Source organism: Streptomyces sp. NPDC092296 (genome assembly GCF_044755465.1).
Lineage (GTDB): Bacteria > Actinomycetota > Actinomycetes > Streptomycetales > Streptomycetaceae > Peterkaempfera.
Window position 1 is genome coordinate 87,835 of sequence record NZ_JBIVRB010000008.1, and the last position, 24,605, is coordinate 112,439.

The 24,605-nt window shown below is 72.6% G+C and carries 20 protein-coding genes and 2 pseudogenes; 14 read left to right on the plus strand and 8 right to left on the minus strand.

Annotated features, from left to right (window positions below):
- Positions 1 to 226: 226 nt before the first annotated feature.
- From lanM to ACIQGZ_RS19400, 5 genes are all read left to right on the plus strand, one after another.
- Entirely contained in the window at positions 227 to 3,394 is a 3,168-nt protein-coding gene (gene lanM, locus ACIQGZ_RS19380; RefSeq protein WP_402603239.1) for a type 2 lanthipeptide synthetase LanM, read from the plus strand.
- A gap of 50 nt (positions 3,395 to 3,444) precedes the next feature.
- On the plus strand, positions 3,445 to 3,651 hold the full coding sequence (locus ACIQGZ_RS19385) for a hypothetical protein (protein ID WP_402603240.1): 207 nt from the start codon (positions 3,445 to 3,447) through the stop codon (positions 3,649 to 3,651).
- Between the two features lie 79 nt (positions 3,652 to 3,730).
- Positions 3,731 to 6,634, plus strand: a complete 2,904-nt coding sequence (locus ACIQGZ_RS19390; RefSeq protein ID WP_402603242.1) for an AAA family ATPase — start codon at positions 3,731 to 3,733, stop codon at positions 6,632 to 6,634.
- Positions 6,635 to 6,844: 210 nt separating this feature from the next.
- Complete coding sequence (locus ACIQGZ_RS19395) at positions 6,845 to 7,555, plus strand: alpha/beta fold hydrolase (protein ID WP_402603244.1); 711 nt, start codon at positions 6,845 to 6,847, stop codon at positions 7,553 to 7,555.
- 135 nt (positions 7,556 to 7,690) lie between these two features.
- Positions 7,691 to 8,095 carry a nuclear transport factor 2 family protein gene (locus ACIQGZ_RS19400; protein WP_402603245.1) on the plus strand — a complete coding sequence of 135 codons (405 nt, stop codon included), beginning with the start codon at positions 7,691 to 7,693 and terminating at the stop codon, positions 8,093 to 8,095.
- Positions 8,096 to 8,320: 225 nt separating this feature from the next.
- Here ACIQGZ_RS19400 and ACIQGZ_RS19405 read toward each other — a convergent pair whose 3' ends face one another.
- The 3 genes from ACIQGZ_RS19405 to ACIQGZ_RS19415 all read right to left on the minus strand — a co-directional run bounded on the left by ACIQGZ_RS19405 (position 8,321) and on the right by ACIQGZ_RS19415 (position 10,134).
- Complete coding sequence (locus ACIQGZ_RS19405) at positions 8,321 to 8,812, minus strand: peptidylprolyl isomerase (RefSeq protein WP_402603247.1); 492 nt, start codon at positions 8,810 to 8,812, stop codon at positions 8,321 to 8,323.
- A gap of 250 nt (positions 8,813 to 9,062) precedes the next feature.
- Positions 9,063 to 9,236, minus strand: a complete 174-nt coding sequence (locus tag ACIQGZ_RS19410) for a hypothetical protein (protein WP_402603248.1) — start codon at positions 9,234 to 9,236, stop codon at positions 9,063 to 9,065.
- A gap of 532 nt (positions 9,237 to 9,768) precedes the next feature.
- Positions 9,769 to 10,134, minus strand: a complete 366-nt coding sequence (locus ACIQGZ_RS19415) for a hypothetical protein (protein WP_402603250.1) — start codon at positions 10,132 to 10,134, stop codon at positions 9,769 to 9,771.
- Between the two features lie 337 nt (positions 10,135 to 10,471).
- Here ACIQGZ_RS19415 and ACIQGZ_RS19420 point away from each other — a divergent pair, with 337 nt between their 5' ends.
- A complete protein-coding gene (locus ACIQGZ_RS19420; protein WP_402603252.1) occupies positions 10,472 to 11,923 on the plus strand; it encodes an amidase in 1,452 nt (483 codons plus the stop codon).
- A 224-nt stretch (positions 11,924 to 12,147) separates the two neighbouring features.
- Here ACIQGZ_RS19420 and ACIQGZ_RS19425 read toward each other — a convergent pair whose 3' ends face one another.
- Positions 12,148 to 12,975 (minus strand): SAM-dependent methyltransferase, encoded by an 828-nt coding sequence (locus ACIQGZ_RS19425; RefSeq protein WP_402603254.1) that lies wholly within the window; start codon positions 12,973 to 12,975, stop codon positions 12,148 to 12,150.
- 177 nt (positions 12,976 to 13,152) lie between these two features.
- Between ACIQGZ_RS19425 and ACIQGZ_RS19430 the strand changes: the two genes are divergently transcribed.
- Positions 13,153 to 13,800: a LysE family translocator gene (locus tag ACIQGZ_RS19430; protein ID WP_402603255.1), complete on the plus strand. Its 648-nt coding sequence runs from the start codon at positions 13,153 to 13,155 to the stop codon at positions 13,798 to 13,800.
- 220 nt (positions 13,801 to 14,020) lie between these two features.
- A complete protein-coding gene (gene sigJ, locus ACIQGZ_RS19435; RefSeq protein ID WP_402603256.1) occupies positions 14,021 to 14,959 on the plus strand; it encodes an RNA polymerase sigma factor SigJ in 939 nt (312 codons plus the stop codon).
- Between the two features lie 70 nt (positions 14,960 to 15,029).
- Here sigJ and ACIQGZ_RS19440 read toward each other — a convergent pair whose 3' ends face one another.
- A complete protein-coding gene (locus tag ACIQGZ_RS19440) occupies positions 15,030 to 16,580 on the minus strand; it encodes an ArnT family glycosyltransferase (protein WP_402603257.1) in 1,551 nt (516 codons plus the stop codon).
- A 476-nt stretch (positions 16,581 to 17,056) separates the two neighbouring features.
- Here ACIQGZ_RS19440 and ACIQGZ_RS19445 point away from each other — a divergent pair, with 476 nt between their 5' ends.
- Genes ACIQGZ_RS19445 through ACIQGZ_RS19455 form a run of 3 tightly spaced genes read left to right on the plus strand, consistent with a single transcriptional unit; the run spans position 17,057 to position 20,351 of the window.
- Positions 17,057 to 17,833 carry a (5-formylfuran-3-yl)methyl phosphate synthase gene (locus ACIQGZ_RS19445; protein WP_402603258.1) on the plus strand — a complete coding sequence of 259 codons (777 nt, stop codon included), beginning with the start codon at positions 17,057 to 17,059 and terminating at the stop codon, positions 17,831 to 17,833.
- A gap of 8 nt (positions 17,834 to 17,841) precedes the next feature.
- Positions 17,842 to 19,251 carry an aldehyde dehydrogenase family protein gene (locus ACIQGZ_RS19450; RefSeq protein ID WP_402603259.1) on the plus strand — a complete coding sequence of 470 codons (1,410 nt, stop codon included), beginning with the start codon at positions 17,842 to 17,844 and terminating at the stop codon, positions 19,249 to 19,251.
- Positions 19,248 to 20,351 carry an NAD(P)-dependent alcohol dehydrogenase gene (locus ACIQGZ_RS19455; protein ID WP_402603261.1) on the plus strand — a complete coding sequence of 368 codons (1,104 nt, stop codon included), beginning with the start codon at positions 19,248 to 19,250 and terminating at the stop codon, positions 20,349 to 20,351. The genes ACIQGZ_RS19450 and ACIQGZ_RS19455 overlap by 4 nt, the downstream gene beginning before the upstream one ends.
- 166 nt (positions 20,352 to 20,517) lie before the next feature.
- Here the strand turns inward: ACIQGZ_RS19455 and ACIQGZ_RS19460 are convergent, their stop codons facing one another.
- The gene (locus tag ACIQGZ_RS19460) at positions 20,518 to 21,423 is read right to left on the minus strand and encodes a class I SAM-dependent methyltransferase (RefSeq protein ID WP_402603262.1); all 906 of its coding nucleotides are present in this window, start codon (positions 21,421 to 21,423) and stop codon (positions 20,518 to 20,520) included.
- 387 nt (positions 21,424 to 21,810) lie between these two features.
- On the opposite strand from ACIQGZ_RS19460, the pseudogene ACIQGZ_RS19465 reads away from it, so the two are divergent.
- A pseudogene (locus ACIQGZ_RS19465) lies at positions 21,811 to 22,068 on the plus strand (YciI family protein); the annotation flags it as partial.
- Positions 21,963 to 22,368, plus strand: a pseudogene (locus ACIQGZ_RS19470) (DUF6596 domain-containing protein); the annotation flags it as partial. The pseudogenes ACIQGZ_RS19465 and ACIQGZ_RS19470, both read left to right, overlap by 106 nt.
- A 93-nt stretch (positions 22,369 to 22,461) precedes the next feature.
- Here the strand turns inward: ACIQGZ_RS19470 and ACIQGZ_RS19475 are convergent.
- Positions 22,462 to 22,677, minus strand: coding sequence for an RICIN domain-containing protein (locus tag ACIQGZ_RS19475; protein WP_402603418.1), 216 nt, complete (start codon positions 22,675 to 22,677; stop codon positions 22,462 to 22,464).
- 197 nt (positions 22,678 to 22,874) lie between these two features.
- On the opposite strand from ACIQGZ_RS19475, the gene ACIQGZ_RS19480 reads away from it, so the two are divergent.
- Positions 22,875 to 23,702: a lipase family protein gene (locus ACIQGZ_RS19480; RefSeq protein WP_402603263.1), complete on the plus strand. Its 828-nt coding sequence runs from the start codon at positions 22,875 to 22,877 to the stop codon at positions 23,700 to 23,702.
- Between the two features lie 174 nt (positions 23,703 to 23,876).
- On the opposite strand, the gene pepE is transcribed toward ACIQGZ_RS19480, so the two are convergent.
- Positions 23,877 to 24,605, minus strand: coding sequence for a dipeptidase PepE (gene pepE, locus ACIQGZ_RS19485; RefSeq protein WP_402603264.1), 729 nt, complete (start codon positions 24,603 to 24,605; stop codon positions 23,877 to 23,879).

Below are 24,605 nucleotides of genomic sequence, written 5' to 3' on the forward strand. Positions count from 1 at the left end.
CGGGGATCGGTGTGCTGCTGACGGCCGACCGGCTGCCCGCAGGTGGGTCGGACCCGGCGGGTCGGCAGCGGCCGCCCGGGGGCCGCCCGGCTCCCCGGCCCCCCGGTGCACCGGCGGCCACGGCGGGCTCCTACGCGGCCGGGCAGGTCTTGTGGGTAGTCCGGCGCGGAATATACGGGCCTTCCCCCATAGGCGGGTCCCCACCGTCCCTGCCAGGGTTGCCACCGTGACCTTCGCCACCTCAGCCGGTTTCCTCGCCGCCCCCGAAGCGGGCCTGCCACCCGCGTGGTGGGCCCGCGCCACGGCGCTGCGCGAGAGGCTCGCGGCCCCGCAGCCGCCGCAGCCGCTCGCGGGCGACGCGGCAACGCGCCGGGTGGACGGGCCGGAGGGCGAGCGGCTGGCACGGCTGGGCCTCGGCCCGGAGGCGTGGGCCGCGCTCGCCGGCGAACCAGCGGAGCGGCTGGCGGCTCGGACCGGGAAGCCCGGCTGGGCGGTGTTCGTCGAGGAGGCCATCGCCTCGGCCCCGGTCGCGCCCGAGTTCGCTCCGCCCGTGGCGGCCGACTCCGCGGCCGTCTTCGCCCCGGTCTTCCGTCCCTTCGTCGACGCGGCGGTGCGCCGGCTGGCCGCGCAGGCCGGCGGCGCGGAGCCGGCCGAGCTCACCTTGCTGGCCGAGCGGTTCGGCGACTGGCTGGGTGGCCGACTCGTCGGGCTGGCGGCGCGGACCCTGGTCGCGGAGCTGGGCGCGGCCCGCGCGGCCGACCGGCTGACCGGCGGGCGGCCCGCCGACCGGTTCGCCGACTTCCTCGCCCGGGTGGGGAGCCGGGCCGGCCTGGCCGCCCTCTGCGCCGACTACCCGGTGCTCGCGCGGCTGCTCGGCCAGACCTGCCTGCGTACCGGCCTCGCAGCGGCGGAGCTGCTGGTCCGGCTGGCCGGCGACCGGGCCGCGATCGTCGCGAAGCTGCTCGGCGGCACCGACCCGGGCCCGCTCACCCGGGTGGAGCTCGGCCGGGGCGACCCGCACCAGCAGGGCCGGTCGGTCGCGCTGCTGCGGTTCGCGAACGGCTCCACCGTGGTCTACAAGCCGCGTACGCTCGCCCAGCACGTCTTCCTGGACCGGATGGCGGCCTGGCTGGACACCAAGGTCCCCGGCCTGGGGCTGCGGACCCCTCGTACCGTGCCCGGCGAGGACTACGGCTGGGTGGAGTACGTCGAGTACGCCACCTGCCGGTCGCTCACCGAGGTCGACCTGTTCTACCGCCGGCACGGCGCGCTGCTCGCGCTGGCCTACACCGTCGAGGGCGTGGACCTGCACTGTGAGAACCTCGTCGCCCACCGGGACCAGCCGGTGCTGGTCGACGTCGAGACCCTGCTGCACCCGACCCTGTGCGAGGCGACGAACATCGGCCCCGACCCGGCCGCCGCGGCGCACAGCGCCTCCGTCCACCGCACCTGCCTGCTCCCGCAGCTGATGGTCGGTGAACTCGGCGCGGTGGATATCTCCGCGCTCGGCGGCGCACCCGGCGGGGACTTCCCGAACGCCAGGATGGCCTGGGAGGACGCCGGAACGGACACCATGCGGCTGGTCCGCCGCCCGGCGCCGTTCGCCGGTGCGCGCAACCGTCCGCGCGGCTCCACCGGTGGCGGGCCGGCCGACCACCTGGAGGCGCTGCTCACCGGCTTCCGGGTCGGGTACGAGGCGATCGTCGCGCACCGGGACGAACTGCTCGCCCCGAACGGCCCGCTGGCCGGGGCGGCGGACGCGGTCGGCCGACTGGTCGCCCGTCCGACCATGCTGTATGCCACACTGCTGGAGGAGTCGACCCACCCGGACCTGCTCCGCGACGGGCTGGGCAGGGACGCCGTGCTCTCGGTGCTGTGGACCGAGTCGGCCGATGACCCGGCCCGCCGGCGACTGGTCGAGCACGAGATCGCCGACCTGTGGGACGGCGACGTGCCGCTCTTCCAGCACCGGCCCACGGAGACCGTGCTGCGGGCCTCCGACGGCACCCGGGTGGGCGATGTGCTGGAGACCTCGGGGCTGGACTCCGCGCTCAGCAAGATCGCCGCGATGGGCGCGCTGGACCGCCACGACCAGGAGTGGATCATCTCCGCGTCACTGGCCGCCACCCGGCCGGACGCCGCGACCCCGCACCACCGGTCCGCCTCCCCCGCCCACCCGTCACCCGCCGCCGTACCGGACCCCTCGAAGCTGCTCGCCGCCGCGTGCGGGCTCGCGGACGAGATCGCGGCCCGCGCCGCCCGCGCCGACGGGCGCGCCAACTGGCTGGGCCTGGAGCCGGTCGACGCGCACTGGACGGTGCTGCCGATGGGGGCCGGGCTGGCCCAGGGCTACTGCGGAGTGGCCCTGTTCCTGGCCCAACTGGGTGCCCTGACCGGCTCCGCCCTGTACACGGACCTCGCCCGGCAGGCGGTCGCGCCGGTGCCCGGCCTGGTCGCCGCGCTGGCGGCCGACCCCGAGCTGAGCCGGGCCGTCGGGCCGGGCGGCTTCGAAGGGCTGGGCGGGATCGGCTACGCCGTCGCCCGACTGGCGACGCTCGTCGACGACGGGATCGCCGACTGCCTGCCCACGGTCCTGGACGCCCTGGCCGTGGCCGCCCTCGACGACCCGGACGCCAGGGCGGACGTCTCGGCCGGTCTCGCCGGCGCGCTGGCGGCGCTGCACACGATCCACCGTGAACGCGCGCTGCCGGCCGCCGCCGCCCTGGCGGACCGGGTCGCGGACCGGCTGCTGGCCGCCGCCCGCCCGGACCGGTCCGGCCGATGTCCTTCGGCCGAGCCCGGCTTCATGCTCGGCTCGGCAGGCGTCGGCTGGGCGCTGCTGCGTCACGCCCGGCTCACCGGCGACGGGGCCCGGCAGCACGGCGACGCCGGACGCGAGCTGCTCGGCGCCGCGTTCGACGCGGCGCCGGCGGAGAACCTCGGCTGGTGCTCCGGCCTGTCCGGCGTCCTGCTGGCCGCCGCAGACGGGATCGGCCCAGACAGGTTCGGCCCAGACGGGTTCGGCCCAGGCGGGATCGGCCGGTTCGACGCGCCCGTCCGGCAGCTCATCGCCCACCCGCCGCTGGCCGACCTCAGCCTGTGCCACGGCGAGCTCGGCCTCGCCGAGGCGCTCGCGGTACTCGCCGACCGGGGGCACCAGGGCGCGCGGACCGGCCTGGCCTCCCGCGTGGGCCTCGTCCTCGGCACCCTCCGGCAGCAGGGCCACCGCTGCGGGACGCCCGGCCATGTGCCGACCCCCGGGCTGCTCAACGGCCTCTCCGGAATCGGCTACGCCCTGCTCCGGCTGGGCTTCGCGGAGAGCGTCCCCTCCGTCCACCTCCTCGACCCGACCCCTCCCGACGGGCCATCAGGCCTTCGGCCGCAGCGGGCCTGAGCCCGCCGCACACAGCTCCTCACCGCCTCGTCCACGATGAAGGGACTCCCATGCTCCAGTCGCCGCAGAACGCCGTGTCCGCCGTCCTCGACGAAATCACCGACTCGACCGCCGTGGCAGCCGACCCGGCCGGTGCGATCCGGCTGCTGCGACGGAACCAGGCGTTCACCCGGACCCGGGTCCTGGCCGGTCTGAAGCCCGGCAGCGGGGTGGTGGTCGACGCCCTCACCTGCAACACCGTCAGCGTCTCGCTCTGACCGGGCCCACCTCCCGGGAGAGAACAGAACAGGAGTACCACTACTCCCCGTTCACGGAGACCTACTACGATTCGGGATTATGCGTGTACGCGCCATAGATCTCGTTGGACGTGACACAGAAGTCGCCCTCCTCAAGGGTTCCCTCGGCAAGGTCCAGGAAGGGCACGGGTGCGCCGCCTTCCTCGTGGGCCAAGGCGGGATCGGAAAGTCCAGACTCGTCGCCGAGGTCGCCGGCGCCGCGGTCGACACCGGGATGCGCGTCCTCAAGGGCCGGAGCAGCACCATCGGATCGATGGTGCCGCTCCGGCCGCTCACCGAGGCGCTGATGCCGCTCTCACGCGGCGGCGAACCGCTCGACGAGGCGGCGCTCGGCCCGTACCGGCCGGTGCTCGGCCGGCTGATACCGGACTGGAACACCGGCACCCAGGACCAGAGCTCGATGGTGGTCCTCGGCGAAGCGGTGCTGCGGCTGCTCGCCGCCACCGCGCGCGGCCGGGGCTGCCTGCTCGTCCTGGAGGACCTGCACGACGCCGACACCGAGACCCTGGCCGTCGCCGAGTACCTGATCGACAATCTGGACCAGTTTCCGGTCATGCTGCTGGTCACCGTCCGCACCGAACCGAGCGACGCCCTGGCCCTCGCCGAGTCGGCCATGCGCCGCCGCTCCGGAACGGCGCTCCGGCTCGCACCGCTGACCAGGGACGAGACCGCCCGGATGATCGCCTCCTGCCTCGGCACCGACCCCGCCGCAGTGCCGGGCGAGGCGCTCACCCGGATCTGGGACGACAGCGCGGGCAACCCCTTCCTGATCGAGGAGTTGCTCCAGGGGGTGATCACCGGCGGCTCCCTGGTCCGCGACGGCGAGGGCTGGCAGGTGGTCGGCAACCTGCGCCGCGAGGTGCCCAGGGCGCTCCTCCAAGGCGTCATCCACCGAATCGACCAGCTCGGCCCGCAGGGGCAGCTGCTGCTCTCGGCCGCCGCCGTACTCGGCCGCCGCTTCCCGCTCTCCGTCCTCCAGCGGATGACCGGCATCGACGACCGCAGCCTGCTCAGCCACCTGCACGCCGGGGTCGCCGCCCAGCTGGTGATCGCCGACGAGCCCGCACCCGACTGGTACGCCTTCCACCACCCGCTCACCGCCGAGGCCCTGCTCGCCCAGCTCACCCCGGGCGGCCGGGCCGACCTCTCCGCGAAGGCGGCCGAGAGCGTCGAGGCACTCCACCCGGCCCTCGAAGGCGAGTGGTGCGCCCTGGCCGCCTCCCTGCACTCCGACGCCGGGGACACCGCCCGCGCCGGCCGGCTCTTCACCGAGGCGGGCCGCCGCGCCCTGGCCGGAGGCGCCATCGGCTCGGCCGTGGCCCTGCTCGACCGCGCCGAACGCCTGCTGGCCGCCGGCCCCGACTCCACCGCCCGCGCCGAGGCCCTGGAGGCGCTGCTGCCCGCGCTCGCCGAGACCGGCGACATGGTGCGCGCGCTCAGCCTCGCCGACAGCCTCCGGGAGCTCGTCGGCGCCGGACTCGGCGCCCCCCGGCTCGCGGCCCTGCACACCCGACTCGCCCAGGTCGCCTACATGGCGGGCCGCTGGCCGGACGGCAACGACCAGATCGAGCGGGCCCGGGTCCTGCTCGGCCCCGAGCCCGACGAGATCCACACCGCGCCGATCGACGTGGTCGCGGCCTACCTCTCCCTCGACACCCCCGGCCCCGACCGCACCCAGCGCGCCGAACAGCTCGCCCGCCGCGCGATCGAGGCCGCCGAACGGCACGACCTGCCCCTGGTCGCCTGCCAGGCCTGGGAACTCCTCGGCGTCATCGCCCGCGAACGCGACCTCAACGAGGCCGCCGCCTGCCTGGAGCAGGCGATGACCACGGCCGAACGGCACAGCCTCCCCCTCCAGCGGACGTACGCCCTCGCCCGCCTCGGCGGCAGCCACTGGCTCGCCGAGGGCGAGACCACCACCCTGGAAGCCGCCCGCGAGGAGGCCAGACGACTCGGCACCGTCACCGTGCTCTACACCCTCGACGGCATCATGGCGCTGCACCACGTCCTGCTCGGCCGGTTCACCGAGGCCCGGACCCTCGGTGACGACTGCCTGACGATGGCCACCCGGCTGAAGCTCACCCCGGTGGTGCGCTACGTGTTGATGGCCAAGGCCGTCCAGGCCGCCCACCAGGCCGACCGGGCCGCGATGGACGAGGCCCTCGCCGAGTTCGGCCGCTGGGGTGGCAGCGGCTCCCCGGAGGAACCCCTCGCGCTCGGCCTGGCCCGCGCGTTCTGCGCGCTGCTCGAAGAGGACCGCCCCAGAGCCGCCCGCGACCTCGCCGGGCTGCACGCGCTGGAGGCCGAGAACCCGACCACCTTCCACCTCAGCGGGCGTCACGGCATCGGCCTGCTGCTGGACGTCCTGGCCGACCGCGCCGACCGTGACCGGCACGACCGGGTCGCCGCCAGCTCGGCCGGCCGCATGCGGTGGAACCGCCAGTTCGTGCTGCTCGCCGAGGCCGTCCTGCTCGGCCGGGAGGGCCGGCCCGACGCCGCCAACCGGGCCGCCCAGCTGGCCCGGGAAGCCGCCGCCCCCTACCCCACCGCCCGCCGCCTGGCCCTACGCCTGGTCGCAGAGGAGGCGCACCGCGACGGATGGGGCGACCCGGAGGGCTGGCTCCGCGAGGCCGAACACCACTTCCGGCAGCTTCCGGCCCCCGCCGTCGCCGGCGCCTGCCGCACCCTGCTCCGCGCCATCGGCGCCCCCGTCCGTCAACACCGCACCGGTAGCGGCCGCATCCCCGCCCAGCTGCGCCTCCAGGGCGTCACCGTCCGCGAGTACGAGATATTCGAACTCCTGGCGGAGCGGCTCAGCAACAAGGCCATCGCCGACCGCCTCTTCATCTCCCCCCGCACAGTCGAGAAGCACATCGCCAGCCTGATCTCCAAGACCGGCCAGCCCAGCCGCTCCGGCCTCTGCGAACTCGCCGCCCTGAAATGAACTCGCCGCCCTGAAATGAACTCGCCGCCCTGAAATGAACCGGCCGGCCACCCCTGGCCGTGGAAGCGTGCTCACCCGAATGTGTCTCGCCGGACCGGGCACCGAGCTTTTCCGGCTCTTCGCAGTCGAGGGTGTAGCGCCGGACGTGGGGCGGTGTCGGCGATGCGGGGTAGCGTGGCCACCGCCACGCAGCTGCCCGGGAGGTTGACGATGCACTCGACGGTCCATTCGTTCCGCACGCCCGAAGGCATCACGCTCGGGGTCGAGCACTTCGGTGATGCGGCGGCGCCCCTCGTACTGCTCGCGGGCGGCACGACCATGCTGTCGTGGCCCGACGCGCTCTGCGAGTCGCTCGCGCGCGGCGGACGTCACGTCGTGCGCTACGACCTGCGCGACTCCGGCGCGTCGACAACCGTCGACCCCGAGGCGCCCGCGTACACGCTCCGGAATCTCGCCGCCGACGCGGCCGCGCTCGCCCGTGGGCTCGACAACCGGCCGACGCACCTGGCGGGCATCAGCGTCGGCGGGATGGTCGCCCAGGTCGCCGCGCTCGACCACCCGGACGCGTTCTCGGCGCTCACCCTCGCCGGGACGCGTCCCGTCGCCCCCGGCCCGGTCGACAACGATCTGCCCGACCACGACAAGGCAGTCATGGAGCGACGGTTCGCGCTCCCGACACCCGACTGGTCCGACCGCGCTGCCGTGGCGGAGTTCGCCGCCGCCAGAGCGGAGATCCTCAGCGACGATCCCGCAGCGGCACGCGCGACCGCCGAGCGCGTCTTCGACCGCACGCCGGGCACGGAGCCCGCGGTCCAGACTGCTCTGGACCGGAGGGTTCAGGCCGCGACTACACCCCGGATCATCAAGAGTCGCATTTCCCCGCATCACAAGTCGTCCGATCTCGACTCGCAGCTGTCCTGAAGGCGATTCGCCGCGTTGGGCGGTCTACGCTGTGACCGCCGCCCATGAATTCAACGGCGCAGCCTCCTTGGGAGGAAGCCTCGAAGCGTTCCCAGGTCCCGGATCGCTCCGGCCGCCTGCAGAAGGGACAGCCCGATGCATCCTGATATCCGGACCAGAGCCGCGCTTGAGGAGCACTGGCGGGCATCGGAACGCGGGGATACCGAGGCCGAGCACGCCATCTACGCTGCGGACGCGATCCTCGACTACCCCCAGTCAGGTGAACGGTTCCGGGGCCGCGCGACGATTTCGGCACAACGTGGCGGGCACCCTGCCGATCGGCACTTCACCGTCCACCGGATCGTCGGCAGCGGGGACCTGTGGGTAAGCGAGTGTGTCATCACCTATGACGGGGTGCCCACCTACTCCGTGAGCATCATGGAATTCGCCCACGAGCATGTGGTGCACGAGACGCAGTATTTCGCGGACGCCTTCGGTGCGCCCGAATGGCGGACAGCACTCGCGGAGCCGATGCCGGGCAGGAACATCGCCAGGGCCTGACCCGGGGCTGAGCCGTGTTCTCCCCGGGCGCGGACCCGCTGGTCGGAGTGGTTGTGCCCGTTCTTCCGGTCACACGGATCGCCCCCGGCCGGGCGGCGGTGCGCGGTCCTCGACATCCGCCGCCGGCGGTCCGGTCCGCTGCGGAGGGGAAGGAGCCGTCGGTCGCCTCGGGCCACCGGGTACTCACCGAGGCCGAGGAAGCCGCCCAGCCGGGAGCGATTCCTGTCAGAGGGTGCCTGACCTCTCGATCACGATCTTCTGCGAGGTCTTGCCGCTCTGCGAGCCCAACGCCTCGACCTTCTTCACCACGTCCATGCCGGAGACGACCTCGCCGAAGACGACGTGCTTGCCGTCCAGCCAGGAGGTGACGGCGGTGGTGATGAAGAACTGGGAGCCGTTGGTGTTCGGGCCGGCGTTCGCCATGGACAGCAGGCCGGGCTTGTCGTGCTTCAGCTGGAAGTTCTCGTCCGCGAACTTGGCGCCGTAAATGCTCTTGCCGCCGGTTCCGTTGTGGTTGGTGAAGTCACCGCCTTGCAGCATGAACTGCGGGATGACGCGGTGGAAAGTGGAGCCCTCGTAGCCGAAGCCGTTCTGGCCGGTGGCCAGCTCACGGAAGTTCCGAGCGGTCTCGGGCACGACATCGTCGAACAGCTTGAAGGTGATGGTGCCGAGGGGTTCGCCGTTGGCGGAGAGTTCGAAGTAGACCATAGGTTCCATGATCCAAGCATGGCACGGGAACAGGTTCCGGCGTGACACAGCAGAGCTGGAGGCGCCGGAAGCCACCCGGCCGACCGGGCACGGGCCGGTCGATGGACCCCGCCTGCCCCGCCTGCCCCGCCTGCCCCACCTGCACCGCTTGGTCAGCCGGCAGGTGGGTCCGGGGCGACTGCTTGCTTGATCTCCTCGGCACTGGCAGGCGGGGACCGGCACCACGCGGCGGCGGGTGCCTGGTCGGCGTACCCGCCTGTCAGGAGGTGGTGCAGCCGGGAGGGATGGCGGGGGTGCCGAGGGTCGGCTCGGCGTTGAAGAAGCAGGGGAAGGCGGCCGGGGAGGAGATGGCCGCCTGGGCGGGGGCGGCCATGGCGGCCAGCCCCAGGAGAGTGGCGGCGATGCCGAGAAGGGCTGCGGTGACGATGCGCACGTTCGTACTCCTTGACGTCGAGGTGCCCGGTCGTCCGGATACGGCGAAAGCCATACCCCGACGCGGATCTCTCGGTCCAGGGCTGGGGTGGGTATCACCTGATGGTGTGGTGTGTCGGCGTACCCGTGCCCAGGCCGGGTGCTCGCGGAGCCGGGCCGGCGAGACCACCGTGGCGCGGAGATTCCCGGCCCTTCCCTCCGCCGAAGCCTGCTGATCGAGTCACGGCCGAGCGAGGCCGCAGGCGGACGGCGCGGCCGGGACGGGCGCCAGCCGGCAAGAGCCGACGCGGGACGGCTGTACGAGTGTGCTTGCCGTATCCCCGCCCTACGCAGTTCGTCTGCCACGATGCGCAGTGCGGTGCGGGCCGTGTGCGGCAGGATCAAGCCCTGGCGGTCCATCCACACCCGGGGCACCGTGGCGTCGACGGCACCGCAGATCCGGACGGCCGGGACCACGGGCGGACCGGGGAGCGGCCGGGAGACGGTCCCGGGGGCAAGGAGAGGCCGGTCCGGCTCCGGCCTCCCCCGGCGGTTCACTGCGGCGACGGGCTGTGTGGCCGACACGTCTCCTGGTCGTCGATCTCCTGACCGGTCATGACTCCCCGCCATGTCCAGTACTGGTCCTCCGACAGCTCCTTGGAAGACGCCTCCTTGATCTGCACGGTGTCTCCCGTGCCTTCATGGTCGGCATTCCAGTAATCGATGTCCAGCCGATCGGGAAGGTTTTCCAATGGCGCATTGACTTCGTTCTTCGCGAAGCCCCCGGTTGCCCATCCGCGATCCTTCCAGATGGTGACGGCGCCATGCTCTGCGGAGGCGTCACGCGGATTTTCCGCGCGCCAGTAGGCCGGGGGGTCCGCCTTCGCCGGGTCGGCGTCGCGAACGCTGATGCTCAGCACCCTCTCCTTCGGGCACAGCGGGAGCCTAACGACCACTCCACCCCCGGCCACCCGCACTCCGAACGCAGCCGGGGGCGGATCGGAGGGTGCGAAGCACGCCGACGAAGTCGCCGCCAGCACGATCGACATGGCGACCATCCGCAGCCTCCGCAGGTGTCCGATGAAGGTCTCCTGAGCTCCCTGGCCGACACCGGTCCCGCCCGCCGCGCGTCGCCATCGCCGGCGGTCGGGCGGATCGTCTGCGGCCGGAGCGGAAAAGGATGGGTATCGAGCCGTCCGTCCTATTGCGTGAATCGGCATTTCATGTCCTGTTCCGGAGGCCGGTACGGTCGGATTCATGGAATGGAATTTTCAGACGGCCGAAGAACTCGCGACTGCCTTGCGTGCCGGTGAAGTGACCTCGGCGGAACTGACCGACGCGGCAATCGCCCGTATCGAGCGGGACGACAAGGCGATCAACGCGATCTGCACGCCGGACTTCGACCGTGCGCGGGCCGCCGCCCGCGGTGCCGACCGGGCGCGCGCCCGCGGTGAGGACCGGCCGCTGCTCGGCATTCCGGTGACGGTCAAGGAGTCCTACGACATCGCCGGGCTGCCCACGACCTGGGGCATGCCGCCATACCGGAACTACATGCCGGCCGAGGACGCGGTGCAGGTGTCGCGGCTCAAGGCCGCCGGCGCGGTGGTGCTCGGCAAGACCAATGTGCCCTTGGGGCTGCAAGATCTGCAGAGCTTCAACGCGATCTACGGCACCACCAACAACCCGTGGGATCACAGTCGCACGCCGGGTGGCTCCTCCGGCGGATCGGCGGCGGCCCTGGCGTCCGGATTCGGCGCGCTGTCCATCGGCTCCGACATCGCCGGTTCGCTGCGCACCCCCGCGCATTTCTGCGGTGTCTACGCGCACAAGCCGACACTCGGGCTGGCGGCGAGCCGCGGCATGGTCCCGCCACCCGGGCCGGCCCTGCCGGCCGAACCCGACCTCGCCGTCGTCGGTCCGATGGCGCGCACTGCCCGCGACCTCACGCTCCTGCTCGACGTCATGGCCGGACCGGACCCGCTGACCCTCGGGGTGGCGCATGACGTGACGCTGCCGCCCGCGCGCCATGAACGGCTCCGCGACTTCCGGGTCCTGGTCCTCGACGAGCATCCGCTCCTTCCGACCGGGGCCGCAGTGCGGGCGGGCGTGAACCGGGTGGCCGACGCGCTTGCCGACGGGGGCGCCCGCGTCGAACGGCGCAGTCCGCTGCTGCCCGATCTGACCGAAGCCGCGCTGATCTACACGCAGTTGCTGATTTCGGGCTCCATCGCACGCTTTCCCGTCGAAGCGTACGAGCAGTTGCAGACCCGCGCCGCCGGGCTGAGCCGGGACGACCAGAGCCTCGCTGCGGTGCGGCTGCGCGGCATGGTGTTCAGCCACCGCGACTGGATCGAGGCGAACGGCCGTCGCGAGCTCCACCGCCACGGCTGGCGGCAGTTCTTCGCCGAGTTCGACGCCGTGGTGTGTCCGATCACGCCCACTCCCGCCTTCCCGCACGACCACCACCCTGATCCGAGGGAACGCCTGATCGACATCGACGGCGTCGGGTACCCGTACTTCGACCAGCTCGTCTGGGCCGGTCTGGCCACCATGCCCGGCCTCCCCGCCACCGCCATACCCGCGGGCCGATCCCCCGAGGGTCTGCCGGTGGGAGTGCAGCTCATCGGTCCGATGTTCGAGGACCGTACCCCGCTACGGCTGGCCGAACTGCTCGAGCGGAGGATCGGCGGCTTCCAGGCACCGAAGTAGGGCCTACCACCGGGTGTCCGTCGAGGACAAGGCCCTCGCGGTGCCGTACGGCCGCGCGGCCGCCGCCATGAGCGAGTCGTCCACCACCCGATCCGCCGCCGGGAGGCGGGGGTCGGGCCGGGTGCTCGGCGCCGACCCCTCGCGGGCGGTGTGCGGCGGCCGTCGCCCCGAAGCCGGGGTACCGGAACGGCCGCCGCCGCTCCGGCGACCGCTCCTCGGCGGACCTACCGCTTGACGCCCACCCCGCCGTACAGGGAGATCACGTCCGAACCCTCCGGCAGCGCGCCGTCCGGCCGCCACCGCGGCGCCTGCACCAGGCCGGGCTCCACCAGCTCCATTCCGTCGAAGAAGGACTCCACCTCACTCCGGCCGCGCGGCACGAACGGCGCCGTCGCCCTGCTGTAGACGTCCTTCCCCGCCGTCACCGCCTCCTGCGACGCATAGTCCATCGTGGCGTGCGTCAGGATCAGGGCCGACCCGGGCGGCAGCGGGGCCAGCAGCTTCCGCACGATGTCCCCCGGCTCCTCCTCGTCCCGCAGGAAGTGCAGGATCGCCACCAGCATCAGCGCCACCGGCTGGTCGAAGTCCAGCAGCTTCCGCGCCTCGGCCGCGATCGCCTCCGGGTCGCGCAGGTCGCCCAGCATCACCTGGGTGCGCTGCCCCTCGTCCGCGTGCGCCAGCAGCGCACGGGCGTGGCTCAGCACGATCGGGTCGTTGTCGACGTACAGCACCCGCGCGTCCGGCGCCACCTCGTGGGCCACCTCATTGGTGTTGCTCTGCGTCGGAATGCCCGTGCCCACGTCGAGGAACTGCCGGACCCCCAACTCACCCACCACGTGCCGGACGGCCCGGCCCAGGAACGCCCGGTTCGCCAGCGCCGTGATCCGGGACGCCGGATACGCCCGAATGACGGCCTCCGCCGCCTCGCGGTCCGCCGGGAAGTTGTCCTTCCCGCCCAGGTAGTAGTCGTACATCCGGGCGGGGTGCGGCACATCGGTACGCAGATCCCCGAGCACCCGCCCCTCCCACTCCCGCCAGTCCTGCTCGGCCACGCCAAGTTCCTTCCGTCGCAACCGCATTCCGGTTTCGGCGAGCCTACCCGGCTGGGCCGTCCCCGTGCCGTCGTGATCCCCGTCGTGGGCCGGGTCCTGACGGCGACTCAGGGACGCGCCGGCGGCCGCCGCCGGCGGACGGGGCAGACCCGCAGGTCAGGCCCTAGAGTGCCCCGCATGGCGATTTCCCACGCAGTGCTGTCCTTCGCCCTGGTGGTCGGACTGCTGACGCTCACCCCCGGCCTCGACACCGCCCTGATCCTGCGGACCGCAGCCACCTCCGGCCGCCGCCGGGCCTGGGGGGTGGTGCTCGGCATCCAGAGCGGCACCCTCCTCTGGGGCACCTTCACCTCGCTCGGCGTCACCGCGCTGCTCACCGCCTCCCGACTCGGCTACGAGATGCTGCGCTGGGCGGGCGCCTGCTACCTGGTGTGGATGGGCGGCCGGATGCTGCTCGGCAGTCTCCGCCGCAGCCCCGCCGAGCCGGACCCCGAGCCGGACGGCGACGGCCCGGCCCACCCGGCGGAGGGCTTCGCCGGGGGCCTGCGGCGCGGCCTGCTCACCAATCTGCTCAACCCCAAGGTCGGGGTCTTCTACGTCGCCGTCCTCCCCCAGTTCATCCCCGCCTCCGCACCCCAACTGCCGATGGGGGTGCTGCTCAGCTGCGTCCATGTGGCCGAGGGGCTGCTCTGGTCCGCCGTCCTGGTCGGCTTCGCCCGTACGATGCGGGGCTGGCTGCGCCGCCCGGCGGCCCGGCGGCTGCTGGACCGGGTCACGGGGCTGGTCGTGGTCGGCTTCGGGGTGCGGCTGGCCACCGGCGACTGACCTGCCGACCGCCCGCACACAGCGGCGGGGACGTCCAGGGCAGCGAAGCCCGGACGACGCCGCCAAGGCCCCGGCGGGCGTCGCCCATCCGTCGTGATGTGTCCGTCTGAGCAGTTCGACAGCGCGGCCCCCGGGAAGGGCGGCGCACCGGCCTCACATTCCGGTGCGCTGTCTTGTCGAACTGCTGAGCGCAGCTGCGACCGAGGGAGCCGTCGGCACCATGACCATCCGATCCGGGCCAGGAGACGGCCACCCCCATCCGGGGCTGGACGCGATCATGAGCGAGCGGCGTCAGCTGATCAATATCGCCTACCGGTTCCTGGGCTCCCTGGCCGAGGCCGAGGACGCCGTCCAGGAGACCTACGCCCGCTGGTACGCCATGTCCCCGCAGCAGCAGGGCGCCATCGCATCCCCCGGCGCCTGGCTGACGACGGTCACCAGCCGCATCTGCCTCAACGTGCTCGGCTCCGCCCGGACCCGGCGGGAGACGTACGTGGGCGACTGGATTCCCGAGCCGCTGCCCGAACGCACGGAGTGGATCAACGGGCGGCCGGGCGGCACCACCGCCGACCCGGCCGACCGGGTCACCCTGGACGAGTCGGTCGGTATGGCCTTCCTGATCGTGCTCGAATCGATGACCCCGGCCGAACGCGTCGCCTTCGTCCTCCACGATGTCTTCTGCCACTCCTTCGCCGAAGTGGCCGAGATCGTCGGCCGCACCCCGGCGGCATGCCGCCGGCTGGCCTCGTCGGCCCGGCGCCGCATCCGGGCCTCGCGGCCTTCCGCGACCCCGGCGGCCCAGCGGGCCCGCATCGTCAGGGACTTCAAGCAGGCATGGGAGGCCCAGGACATCGGCGCCCTCGTCGGTCTGCTCGACCCCGAGGCCACGGCGACCGCCGACGGCGGCGGCCTCGCCATGACCTTCCCGCACCCCATCGAAGGCGGCGGGCGGATCGCCCACGCCTGGGTCGAGATCGCCCGCCGGAGGCCCGGCGGCACGGTACTCCTGGAGCGTACGGTCAACGGTCAGCCCGGCCTGGTGGCCCAGCAGGACGGCGTCACCGTGACGGTGTTCGCGTTCGACGTCGCGGGCGAGCGGATCAAACGCATCTGGGTGATACGCAACCCCGAGAAACTCCGTCGCTGGACGGCGGGCTGAGACGCGTCTTTGGGGCCGACCCGGCGCGAGGGCCGGTGATGCGCTTCACACCGTCCGCAGGGGTGGGCCGTCACGCGTAGTTGCGCAGCTCAGGCCACATCTCGCCCCAGGGGCGGCGGGGGTCGGTGCAGACGTAGACGTGGCCGCCCCACTCGATGTTGTGCACGCCGTAGGGGTTGGCGAGGGTGGCGGCCACGCGGACCTGCCCGAAGTACCGGCGCAGGTAGGCGTCGTAGTCTGGGGCGTAGTCGGGGCCGGGGGCGATGGCCACCACGGTCGTGGCGTGCGGGTTGCCGGGGCCCCACCACCAGTCGGAGTTCTGGGCGCCCGCGACGGTGGGCAGCCCGGCGCTGCGGCCCAGTTCGTTGATGGCGCCGGCCTCGCCGTAGTCCGCCGCGAAGATCACCGCGTTCGCGCGCTGCTCGGGCGGGAGCTCGGTCCACACCTGCCGCACGGTGCCGACCAGTTGGGGCCAGCCCAGGGTCTCCCCCGATGTCGCGCTGATGCCGTACGTCCAGGCCACGTCGGAGGGCGGCAGCACCGGCAGCACGATCACGGCGGACACCGTGGCCGAGACGGTGGTCGCGATCGCCAGGGTGCGCAGCTGGTCCGGACGGGAGTGCAGCCACCCGTCGAGTGCCACCGCCCCGGCCGCCAGCAGGCACACGTACAGTCCGCCCAGGTAGTACACCTGCGCTCCGGTCGTCACAGCGAACAGCACGAACAGCACCGCGTACGCGATCACCAGGCACCGCCACAGCGGCCGGCCGGACCGCCGCAGGAACCGCAGGCCCGCCACCCAGAGCACCGCCATGGCCAGGCAGGCCATGCCGAGCTGCCCCGCGACCCAGGTGAGGATGTTCCCCGGGCCTCCGTGCTCCGCGTTCAGCGCCCGCGTCATCGGGAACATCGCCCAGCCGTGCCGCGCCTGCCACCACAGGTCGGGCAGCATGAGCAGCACGGCGATCGCGGCACCCGCGAGGAGTCGGCGGTCGGCCACGGTCCGGCGGGCCGGGCCGAGCAGCGCGGCGGCCAGCAGGACGGTCCCGAAGATCGCCGCGAGGTGGTTGAACTCCGCGCCGATGCCGACCAGTGCTCCCACGGCGAGCCACCACCGCGTGTCGCCGGTGCGGCCGATCCGGACGACCACGAACGCGATCGCCGCCCACGCCAGCACCTCGTACGGCGTCGTGTTGGCGACGTGCCCGCTGCCCAGCACCACGGGCATGGTGCCGGTCGCGACCGCCGCGAGCAGCTGGGACCGCCGCGCGCCGCCGAACTCCCGCGCGGTCAGCGCGCCCACGACCACCGTGCCCGCGGCGGCCAGCGCGGCCCAGAGCCGCAGGCCCGCCGCCGAGACCCCGAACAGGGACAGCGAGACCCGGGCCAGCAGCGGTGCCAGCGCCGGCTGGTCCACATAGCTCGCCTGGAGGTGCCGGGCCGAGTCGAGGAAGTACAGCTCGTCGCGGTGGAAGCCGTAGCGAAGGGACAGCGCCATCAGCACGGCGAAGACCACCCCCGCGACGGCGAACACCCGCCGGTCCAGCGGTGCGATCCGCCCGCCGTCCTCCCCCACCTCGTCCGCACGCTCCACGTCGGCCACGTTCGCCGCGTCCGCCATCCCCGTACCCCCGGTCCTCGGCCCCTCGGACCCCCGGTCGCGTCGTCCGCGCGGCCAGGGCGGCCCGGCGCGCACGGCTCCCGGGCCGCTCGTACCCTACGCGCCCGGTCCACGCGCGGCGAAGCGCCCCCGGTCAGCGCTTCCGGACGCGGCGGGCGGGCGGCTCGTGGCGGACCGGGTGGGCCTGCCGCCCGTGGCGGTGCGGGGCCCCGTGCCGCTCGGGGGCGGTGGCTTGGGCGGAGACCTGTTGTCACTGACGGCTCGTCAGGATCGGTTGCCACTCGGCCCGGTCGGCCATGGGCACCTGCATGCGGCTGGTCCGAACCGGCGCGGACGGCGCATTAGGGGGCGGACGCGCCGGGGCAACGACCCGTTCGGACTCTGCGCGCCCTACCGATGGCCATGGGCCGCAGCAATGATGAGCAGACCGCAGGTGATCCAGGCGACTCCGCACACCTGCCCCTTGGCAGGTGGACATGCGGTGGAAGGAGCCCACATTGTTGCTTCTCATCTCCCCGGACAGCGTCGAAGAGGCCCTCGACTGCGCGAAGGCGGCGGAGCACCTCGACATCGTCGATGTCAAGAAGCCCGACGAGGGCTCGCTCGGCGCGAACTTCCCGTGGGTCATCAGGGAGATCCGCGGTGCGGTCCCGGCGGACAAGCCGGTGTCCGCCACGGTGGGGGACGTACCGTACAAGCCCGGCACGGTGGCCCAGGCGGCGCTCGGCGCGGCCGTCTCCGGGGCCACATACATCAAGGTCGGCCTCTACGGGTGCACCACGCCCGAACAGGCCATCGATGTCATGCGAGGGGTCGTCCGGGCGGTGAAGGACTACCGGCCGGACGCGTTCGTCGTCGCCTCGGGCTACGCCGACGCCCATCGGATCGGCTGCGTCAACCCGCTCGCACTGCCCGACATCGCCCTCCGCTCCGGCTCCGACGCGGCCATGCTCGACACCGCGATCAAGGACGGGACACGGCTGTTCGACCACGTTCCGCCGGACGTCTGCGCGGAGTTCGTCCGGCTGGCCCACGAGGCCGAGCTGCTCGCCGCCCTCGCCGGCAGCGTCAAGGTGGGGGACCTCGGCGAGCTGACCCGCATCGGCACGGACATCGTGGGGGTGCGCGGGGCGGTCTGCGAGGGGGGCGACCGCAACACCGGGAGGATTCAGCCGCAGCTGGTGGCCGCCTTCCGAGCCGAGATGGACCGGCATGCCCGGGAGTACGCAGCTGCCGTCACCGCCGCGAGCTGACCGCCGGCATGCCGACACGTCAGCCCCATCGCGCACCTGGGACCCGCAGCGGCCGCTTCGCCGTCCTCGATCCGGCCGTGGGTGAGGCCTTCGACGAGGCTCCCGACCAGCAGCCGGACGAATTGGACGCCCTTGTCGACCGGGCTCACAAGGCATGGCTGAGCTGGCGGGCCGACCCCGTCGCCCGCAGCACCGCGTTGCTCGCGGCGGCCGACGCCGTGGAGGCGGCCGGGGGCGACCTGGCTCCGCTGCTCACCCGTGAACAGGGCAAACCCCTGGCCGAGTCCTCCGCGGAGATCGCCCGTACGGCGGCTCGCCTGCGCTACTTCGCCGCGCTGGACGCCGGGCCCCAGCCGATCGCAGACGGTCGGCCGGTGCGCAGCGAGGTCCGCTGGCGCTCGCTGGGGCCCGTCGCCGCGATCGTCCCGTGGAACTTTCCCCTCCAGCTCGCGTCGGCGAAGTTCGCGCCCGCGCTCGCCGCAGGCAACACGATGGTGCTCAAGCCCTCCCCGTTCACGCCTCTCGCCACCCGGCTGCTGGGGTCCGTCATCTCCACCGCCCTCCCCGAGGACGTCCTGACGATCGTCACCGGTCGCGAACCCCTCGGGGCCCGCCTCGCCTCCCATCCGGGGATGCGCCATGTGACCTTCACCGGTTCGATTCCCACCGGACGGGCCGTCGCGGAGGGCGCGGCGGCCTCGCTCGCCCGGGTCACCCTGGAGCTGGGCGGCAACGACGCCGCCATCCTGCTGGAGGACGTCGATGTGGAGCGGGTCGCGGACCGGCTGTTCTGGGCGGCGTTCCGCAACTGCGGGCAGGTCTGCATGGCGGTCAAGCGCGTCTATGCCCCGGCCCGGCTCTACCCGCAGGTGGTCGAGGCCCTCGCGCAGTGCGCCAAGAGCGCGGTCGTCGGGGCCGGGCTCGACCCGGGCTCGCAGCTGGGGCCGGTCAACAACGCCCCGCAACTGGCCCGGGTCGAGCGCTACACGGCCCAGGCCCTGGCAGACGGCGCCCGAGCCGTGGCCGGTGGCCACCGGCTGGACCGACCGGGCTACTTCTTCGCCCCGACGATCCTGGCCGATGTCCCGCCCGACAGCCCGGTGGTGACGGAGGAGCAGTTCGGTCCCGTCCTGCCAGTGCTGCCGTACGGGAGCCTTGACGAAGCCGTCGCGGCGGCCAACGGCACCGGCTTCGGGCTGGGCGGCTCGGTATGGGGGACCGACCTCGACCGGGCCGAGGCGGTGGCCGACCGGCTGGAGTGCGGGACGGCGTGGATCAACCACCACGCCGAACTGTCCCTCGCCCAGCCCTTCGCGGGCATCAAGGAGAGCGGTGTCGGCGTCGCGGGCGGGCCGTGGGGGCTCTACGGGAACCTCAGGCCGTTCGTGGTGCACCGTCCGGAGGAGACGCGACCATGAGGTTCGACGCGGCGGTGCTGCGCTCGTACGAGAGCCGATTCGCCGTCGAGGAGGTGATCCTGGACGCGGGGCCGGCCGACGGCGAGATCCTGGTCAGGATCGCGGGCTGCGGGATGTGCCGGACCGATCTCGCGGTCCGGCGTTCGGCGGGCCGCTCGCCGCTGCCGGCGGTGCTCGGCCACGAGGGGGCCGGGGTCGTGGTGGAGACGGGCGGCCCGGACACCGGCCTGAGCGTCGGCGACCATGTCGTGCTGAGCTTCGACTCCTGCGGACACTGCCGGAGCTGCATGGCCGCGGCTCCCGCCTACTGTGACTCCTTCGCCTCACTCAACCTCTTCGGAGGGCGCAAGGAGAACGCGGCGCGGTTCACCGACGCGACCGGGGGCGAACTGGCCCCCCGGTGGTTCGGCCAGTCCTCGTTCGCCGGGTACGCGATGGTCCAGGCCCGCAATGCCGTCCGGGTCGACTCCGCACTGCCCGTCGAACTGCTCGGACCGCTCGGCTGCGGCTTCCTCACCGGCGCCGGAGCGGTCTGGAACTCCTTCGGCGTCGGCCCCGGCGACACCATCGCGGTCTTCGGCGCGGGAGCGGTGGGCCTGGCCGCGGTGATGGCGGCCACCGCCGCCGGGGCGGTGGCCGTGGCCGTCGACCGGCACCCCGAACGGCTGGTCCTCGCCGAGCGGTTCGGTGCGCTCCCGCTGCACGCCGCATCGGGCGACCTGCCCGACCGCATCCAGCGACTGACCGACGGTGGCGCGCAGTACGCACTGGACACCACGGGCTCCGCCCAGCTGATCAACGACGCGCTCCGGGCCCTGCGCCCGACCGGCCACCTCGGCCTGGTGGCGCGGCTCCACACCACGCTGCCACTCGAACCGGGGGCGCTGGACCGGGGCCGGAGGATCTCCCACATCTGCGAGGGGGACGCGGTGCCAGGACTGCTGATCCCACGGCTGACCGGGCTGTGGCAGGCCGGGCGGTTCCCCTTCGACCAGCTGATCCGGACGTACCCACTCGCCGACATCAACGAGGCCGAACGCGACTGCGAGGAGGGCCGCGTGGTCAAACCCGTCCTGGTTCCGGAGGGGAGGAGCCGATGAGCGAGGCATTCAACGCCGCTGCTTGTCTGTCCTGACTTCTTGTCTGTACCGGCTGCTTGTCTGTACCGACTCCGAACGACCGCCCCCCGACGGTCGGCCACGGACACCGCACCGCCGTGGCCGACCCGCGCGGCGAACCGCGCACCGGGGCTCCCTGACGGCGGAGCTACGGCCGAGGCTTGTTCGCGAACACCCACCGGTTGCCCGCCAGCGCGTCGTTCTGCTCGGGCAGCGGGCCGCGTCCAAGCTGCCGGGTGAAGTCGAAGGGGGTGTGGACCGATGTGGACCAGCCCTTGTCCGCCAGATCACCTGCGGAGTCGGGCCGCGACTCTCCGTCGAACAGGTCGAGCAGGTCAATGCCGATCTGGTTCTTTGTCGAGGTGTAGATCGGGCTGTCGCGGTATTCCAGCAAGTCCTTCTCAAGCTTGACCTCGAATGCGAGAGCACTTCCCCCCGCGCTCAACCGGTCCACCATGTCGATGAGGTACGTCTCGGCGGCATTGGGCAGGTAGAACAGCAACCCCTCGGCCAGCCAGACGCTCGGTGCGGCCGGGTCGAAGCCGGCGCCGGTCAACGCTTGGACCCAGTCGGCGCGCAGATCGATCGGGATCGGTACGCGCGCCGCCTTCGGGGTGGCCGACAGCCCGCCGAGCACCTTGTGCTTGAACGCCAGCACGCCTTCCCTGTCGATCTCGAAGATCACGCAGCCGGGAGGCCAATCGAGTCGGAACGCCCGCGAATCCAACCCCGCCCCGAGGAGGACCACTTGGCGGGCGCCGGTGTGCACCGACCGGAGGAGAAAGTCGTCGAGCACCCTCGTCCGCAGGCCGAAGTAGCGCGCGAATCGCCCCCACAGCGGGTCCGCATCCCCGTCCGGAACCTGTTGCAAATGGATCGGCCAGCCCGCGGATGCCGGTGCGGCACGCACGAAGTGCTCTGCGTAGACGTCCTGTGCCAGGCTGTCGCGGCGGTGGGTCTCGATCGCCCGTGCCGCGGCGACCAGGAGAGCGGTCAGGCCGACACCCCCTTCCACGCCTTCCACACCGGCGCTCTGATGCGCTGTGCCGACCATGTGTCCTCCCATGGGGTGACTTGAGACCACGAACAGCGAGGAATACGAAATCTGTTTATCCGCAGTGAACGCAGGAGCCGATTCGGATGGCGCAAACGGAATGCGGTAGCGATATGCCACCGCATTCCCGATCCGGGTCCGAACTCGGACTTCCCGCAGTCCCCCCACTATCCAGCCGGTGATCGCCCCCCGCCCGAGAAATCCAACATGGTTCACTCGAACAGGTGAATCTCTGGCTCGACCACCGGCCCGGCGTCCGCCGACCACGCACGGTCGACGAGCCGACGCGCCCGGGGCACCGCGAGACGGCTCACCCGGGTTCACCGACAAGAGCCAAGAAAATCGGACGCCGAAGTCGAGAACCCGTGGCCGGCTCCGTCACCGTAGGGGACGTTCGTCCGGTACGACGGCGAGGGCCGCCCGCCGGTCACCGACGGCCCGTTCGCCAAGACCGAGGACCTGATCGCCGGCTGGATGGTGATCGACGTCGACAGCTACGAGCGCGCCATCGAGCCGGCCGGGGAGCTGTCGGCCGCCCCCGGGGCGGGCGGGAGGTCATCGTCGACGAGGAGCCGGCGCCCGGACCCACCCCTGCGGTGGACGACACGCTCCAGCTCTACTTCCTGTGCGCCCACCCGTCGCTGACCCGGTCGTCCGCAGTCGCGCTCACGCTGCGCGCGGTCGGCGGGCTGACCACCCGCCCCGATCACCCGGGCCTACCTGGTGCCCGAGGCGACCATGGCGCAGCGCACCAGCCGGGCCAAGCGCACCGTCTCGGGCGCGCGGTTCGACCAGCCCGGCGATGTCGCCACCGTGCTGCGCGTCCTCTACTTGGTCTTCAACGAGGGCTACTCCGGGGACGTCGACCTCGCCGCCGAGGCCATCCGGCTCACCCGGCAGCTCACGGCCGCGATCGACCACCCCGAGGTGGCGGGGCTGCTCGCTCGCTGACAGCGCGGACGGTCATGCCGAGAGCGCGAGAGCCGAGGGCCGTGAACCCCGTGGTGCTCCGCCAGGAAGGAAGCCGGAGCAGCGGGTTCAGAGCTTCGGCTCCCACACCACCAGCCACACGTCGTCGGCCGCGCCGTTCGGGGAGCAGGTGTACTGGACGAGCGGGCGGCCCGAGCCGACGCCGTCCTTGACGTTCAGGCACTTTCCGGTGGACCTGACCACCAGCTGGTAACCGGTCCCCTTGGGCACAAGCTTCCACTGGGCGTTGAGGGCGGTCTCGGAGCAGGTGTGGTTGATGACCAGACCAGCGGATCAGTAAGCACCAGGCCCGGGTCAGCCGCTGCGGACGAGGAGGCTCACGACGCCTCATGCGACGAGGCCGGTGGCGGGGGTGGCGCCGCCGCGTCCGTACGGGTGGCGGTGGGCCCCGCCGCCGTCTCTTCGTTCGTGTACAGGGCTAGGTTGCTGAGCGACCCGCTGCGGCTTCCCGGAGGACACCGATGGCCATCCCCGCCCTGGACCACTCAGCAACCCGTTACTCCCTGGCCCACGCCTACTGGATGGCGCGGGCGGCCGGGCTGGCCTCCCAGGACCCGGACGGCATCGAGAACCAGGCGCACGCATGGGGCTTCGGGCAGGTGCGGCACTTTGAGTCGACGCACCGGATGCCGTTCCCGATCGAGGACACCCAGGCCTATGTGATGGCCAGCGACCGCATGATCGTCACCGGGTTCCGAGGCACCGAGGTCCTGAAGATCTACGACTGGCTGACCGACGTGGACACCCCGCCCGTCCCCGGGCCGGCGGACAAGGGCTTCGTCCACTACGGCTTCAACCAGGCCCTGCGGTCCGTCTACCCCCAGATCCGGGACACCGTCCAGGAGCTGCGCACCAACGGGCAGAGCATCTGGTTCACCGGCCACAGCCTCGGCGGCGCCCTCGCCATGCTGGCCGGCGCCCACTTCTACTTCGAGGACCCGCGCCGACTGCCCGACGGCGTCTACACCTACGGCCAGCCCCGGACCTGCGAACGGCTGCTCACCGCCGCGCACAACACCGCCTTCAAGGACCGCTGCTACCGCTTCGTCAACAACAACGACATCGTTCCCCAGCTCCCGCCCGAGCCGGCCTACACACACGTCGACACCCTGCGCTACTTCGACGCCAACGGGAAGCTCCACGAGACCATGCCGCTCGTGGCGGGGTTGAAGGACCGGGTCACGGGCTTCCGCCAGGACATGTTCGCCCCCGAGACCGACGGCATCAAGGACCACCACCTGCCGAACTACCTGGCCGCGTTCGAGAAGAACCTCGCCGTGTCCGCCTGAGCCCCGGGAGCGGCGAACGCGAGCGTCCGCCCGGCGGTCGGTCGGGAAGACCGGCGGTGAAAACCACTGCGGCGGTGACGGTGCCGGATGCCATGCTGCGGAGGACGAGGGCCCCGCAGCCGCAGCCGCAGCGGCCCGCCGACGGTCCCGGACCGTCGGCGGGTGCTGCCGCCGCTACCGGGCCGGGGTGTCGAAGCGGGGAGCGGTTGCGAGCAGGTGGGACACGTCGGTGCCGGTGGGGAGTTCCCGCGGCGGGCGGGTGCGGGTGAAGAGGCGGGCGGGGCGTTCGCCGTCCACCTGGGCGTGGTCCCCGGTGACGCGCAGCCAGGAGCCTTCGCGCAGGCCGAGGACGGGGACGTCGTTCTCCTCCAGGAACTCCGTCAGCCGCTCCTCGCGGGTCTCGCCCTTGTGGGTGCTGTGCGGGTCCGGGTCCAGGTAGTGCGGGTTGATCTGGAACGGGACCAGGCCCAGCGCGTCGAAGGACGGCGGCTGGACGATGGGCATGTCATTGGTCGTACGGAGCGTGGGGGCGGCCATGTTGGTTCCCGCGCTGGCGCTGAGGTACGGCGTCCCGGCGCGCACGGCGGTGCCGATCGCGTCCCGCAGTCCGGTGCGGTACAGGGCGCTGAGCAGCCGGAAGGAGTTGCCGCCGCCGACGAAGACCGCGTCGCAGGAGGCGAGCTCGCGGACCGGGTCCGGGCCCTCGTGGACGCCGCGCACGGTGATCCCGGCCGGTTCCAGGGCGCCGCGCACCCGGGCGGTGTACGTGTCGTGGTCGGCCAGCGCGTACGGGACGAAGGCCAGTCGGGCGGCGGGGGGCAGGAAGGCGGTCACGGCCGCCATGGCGTGTTCCAGGTAGCCGTGGCCGTGCTGGGTGGAGTTGGAGAGCAGCAGAAGGTCCAT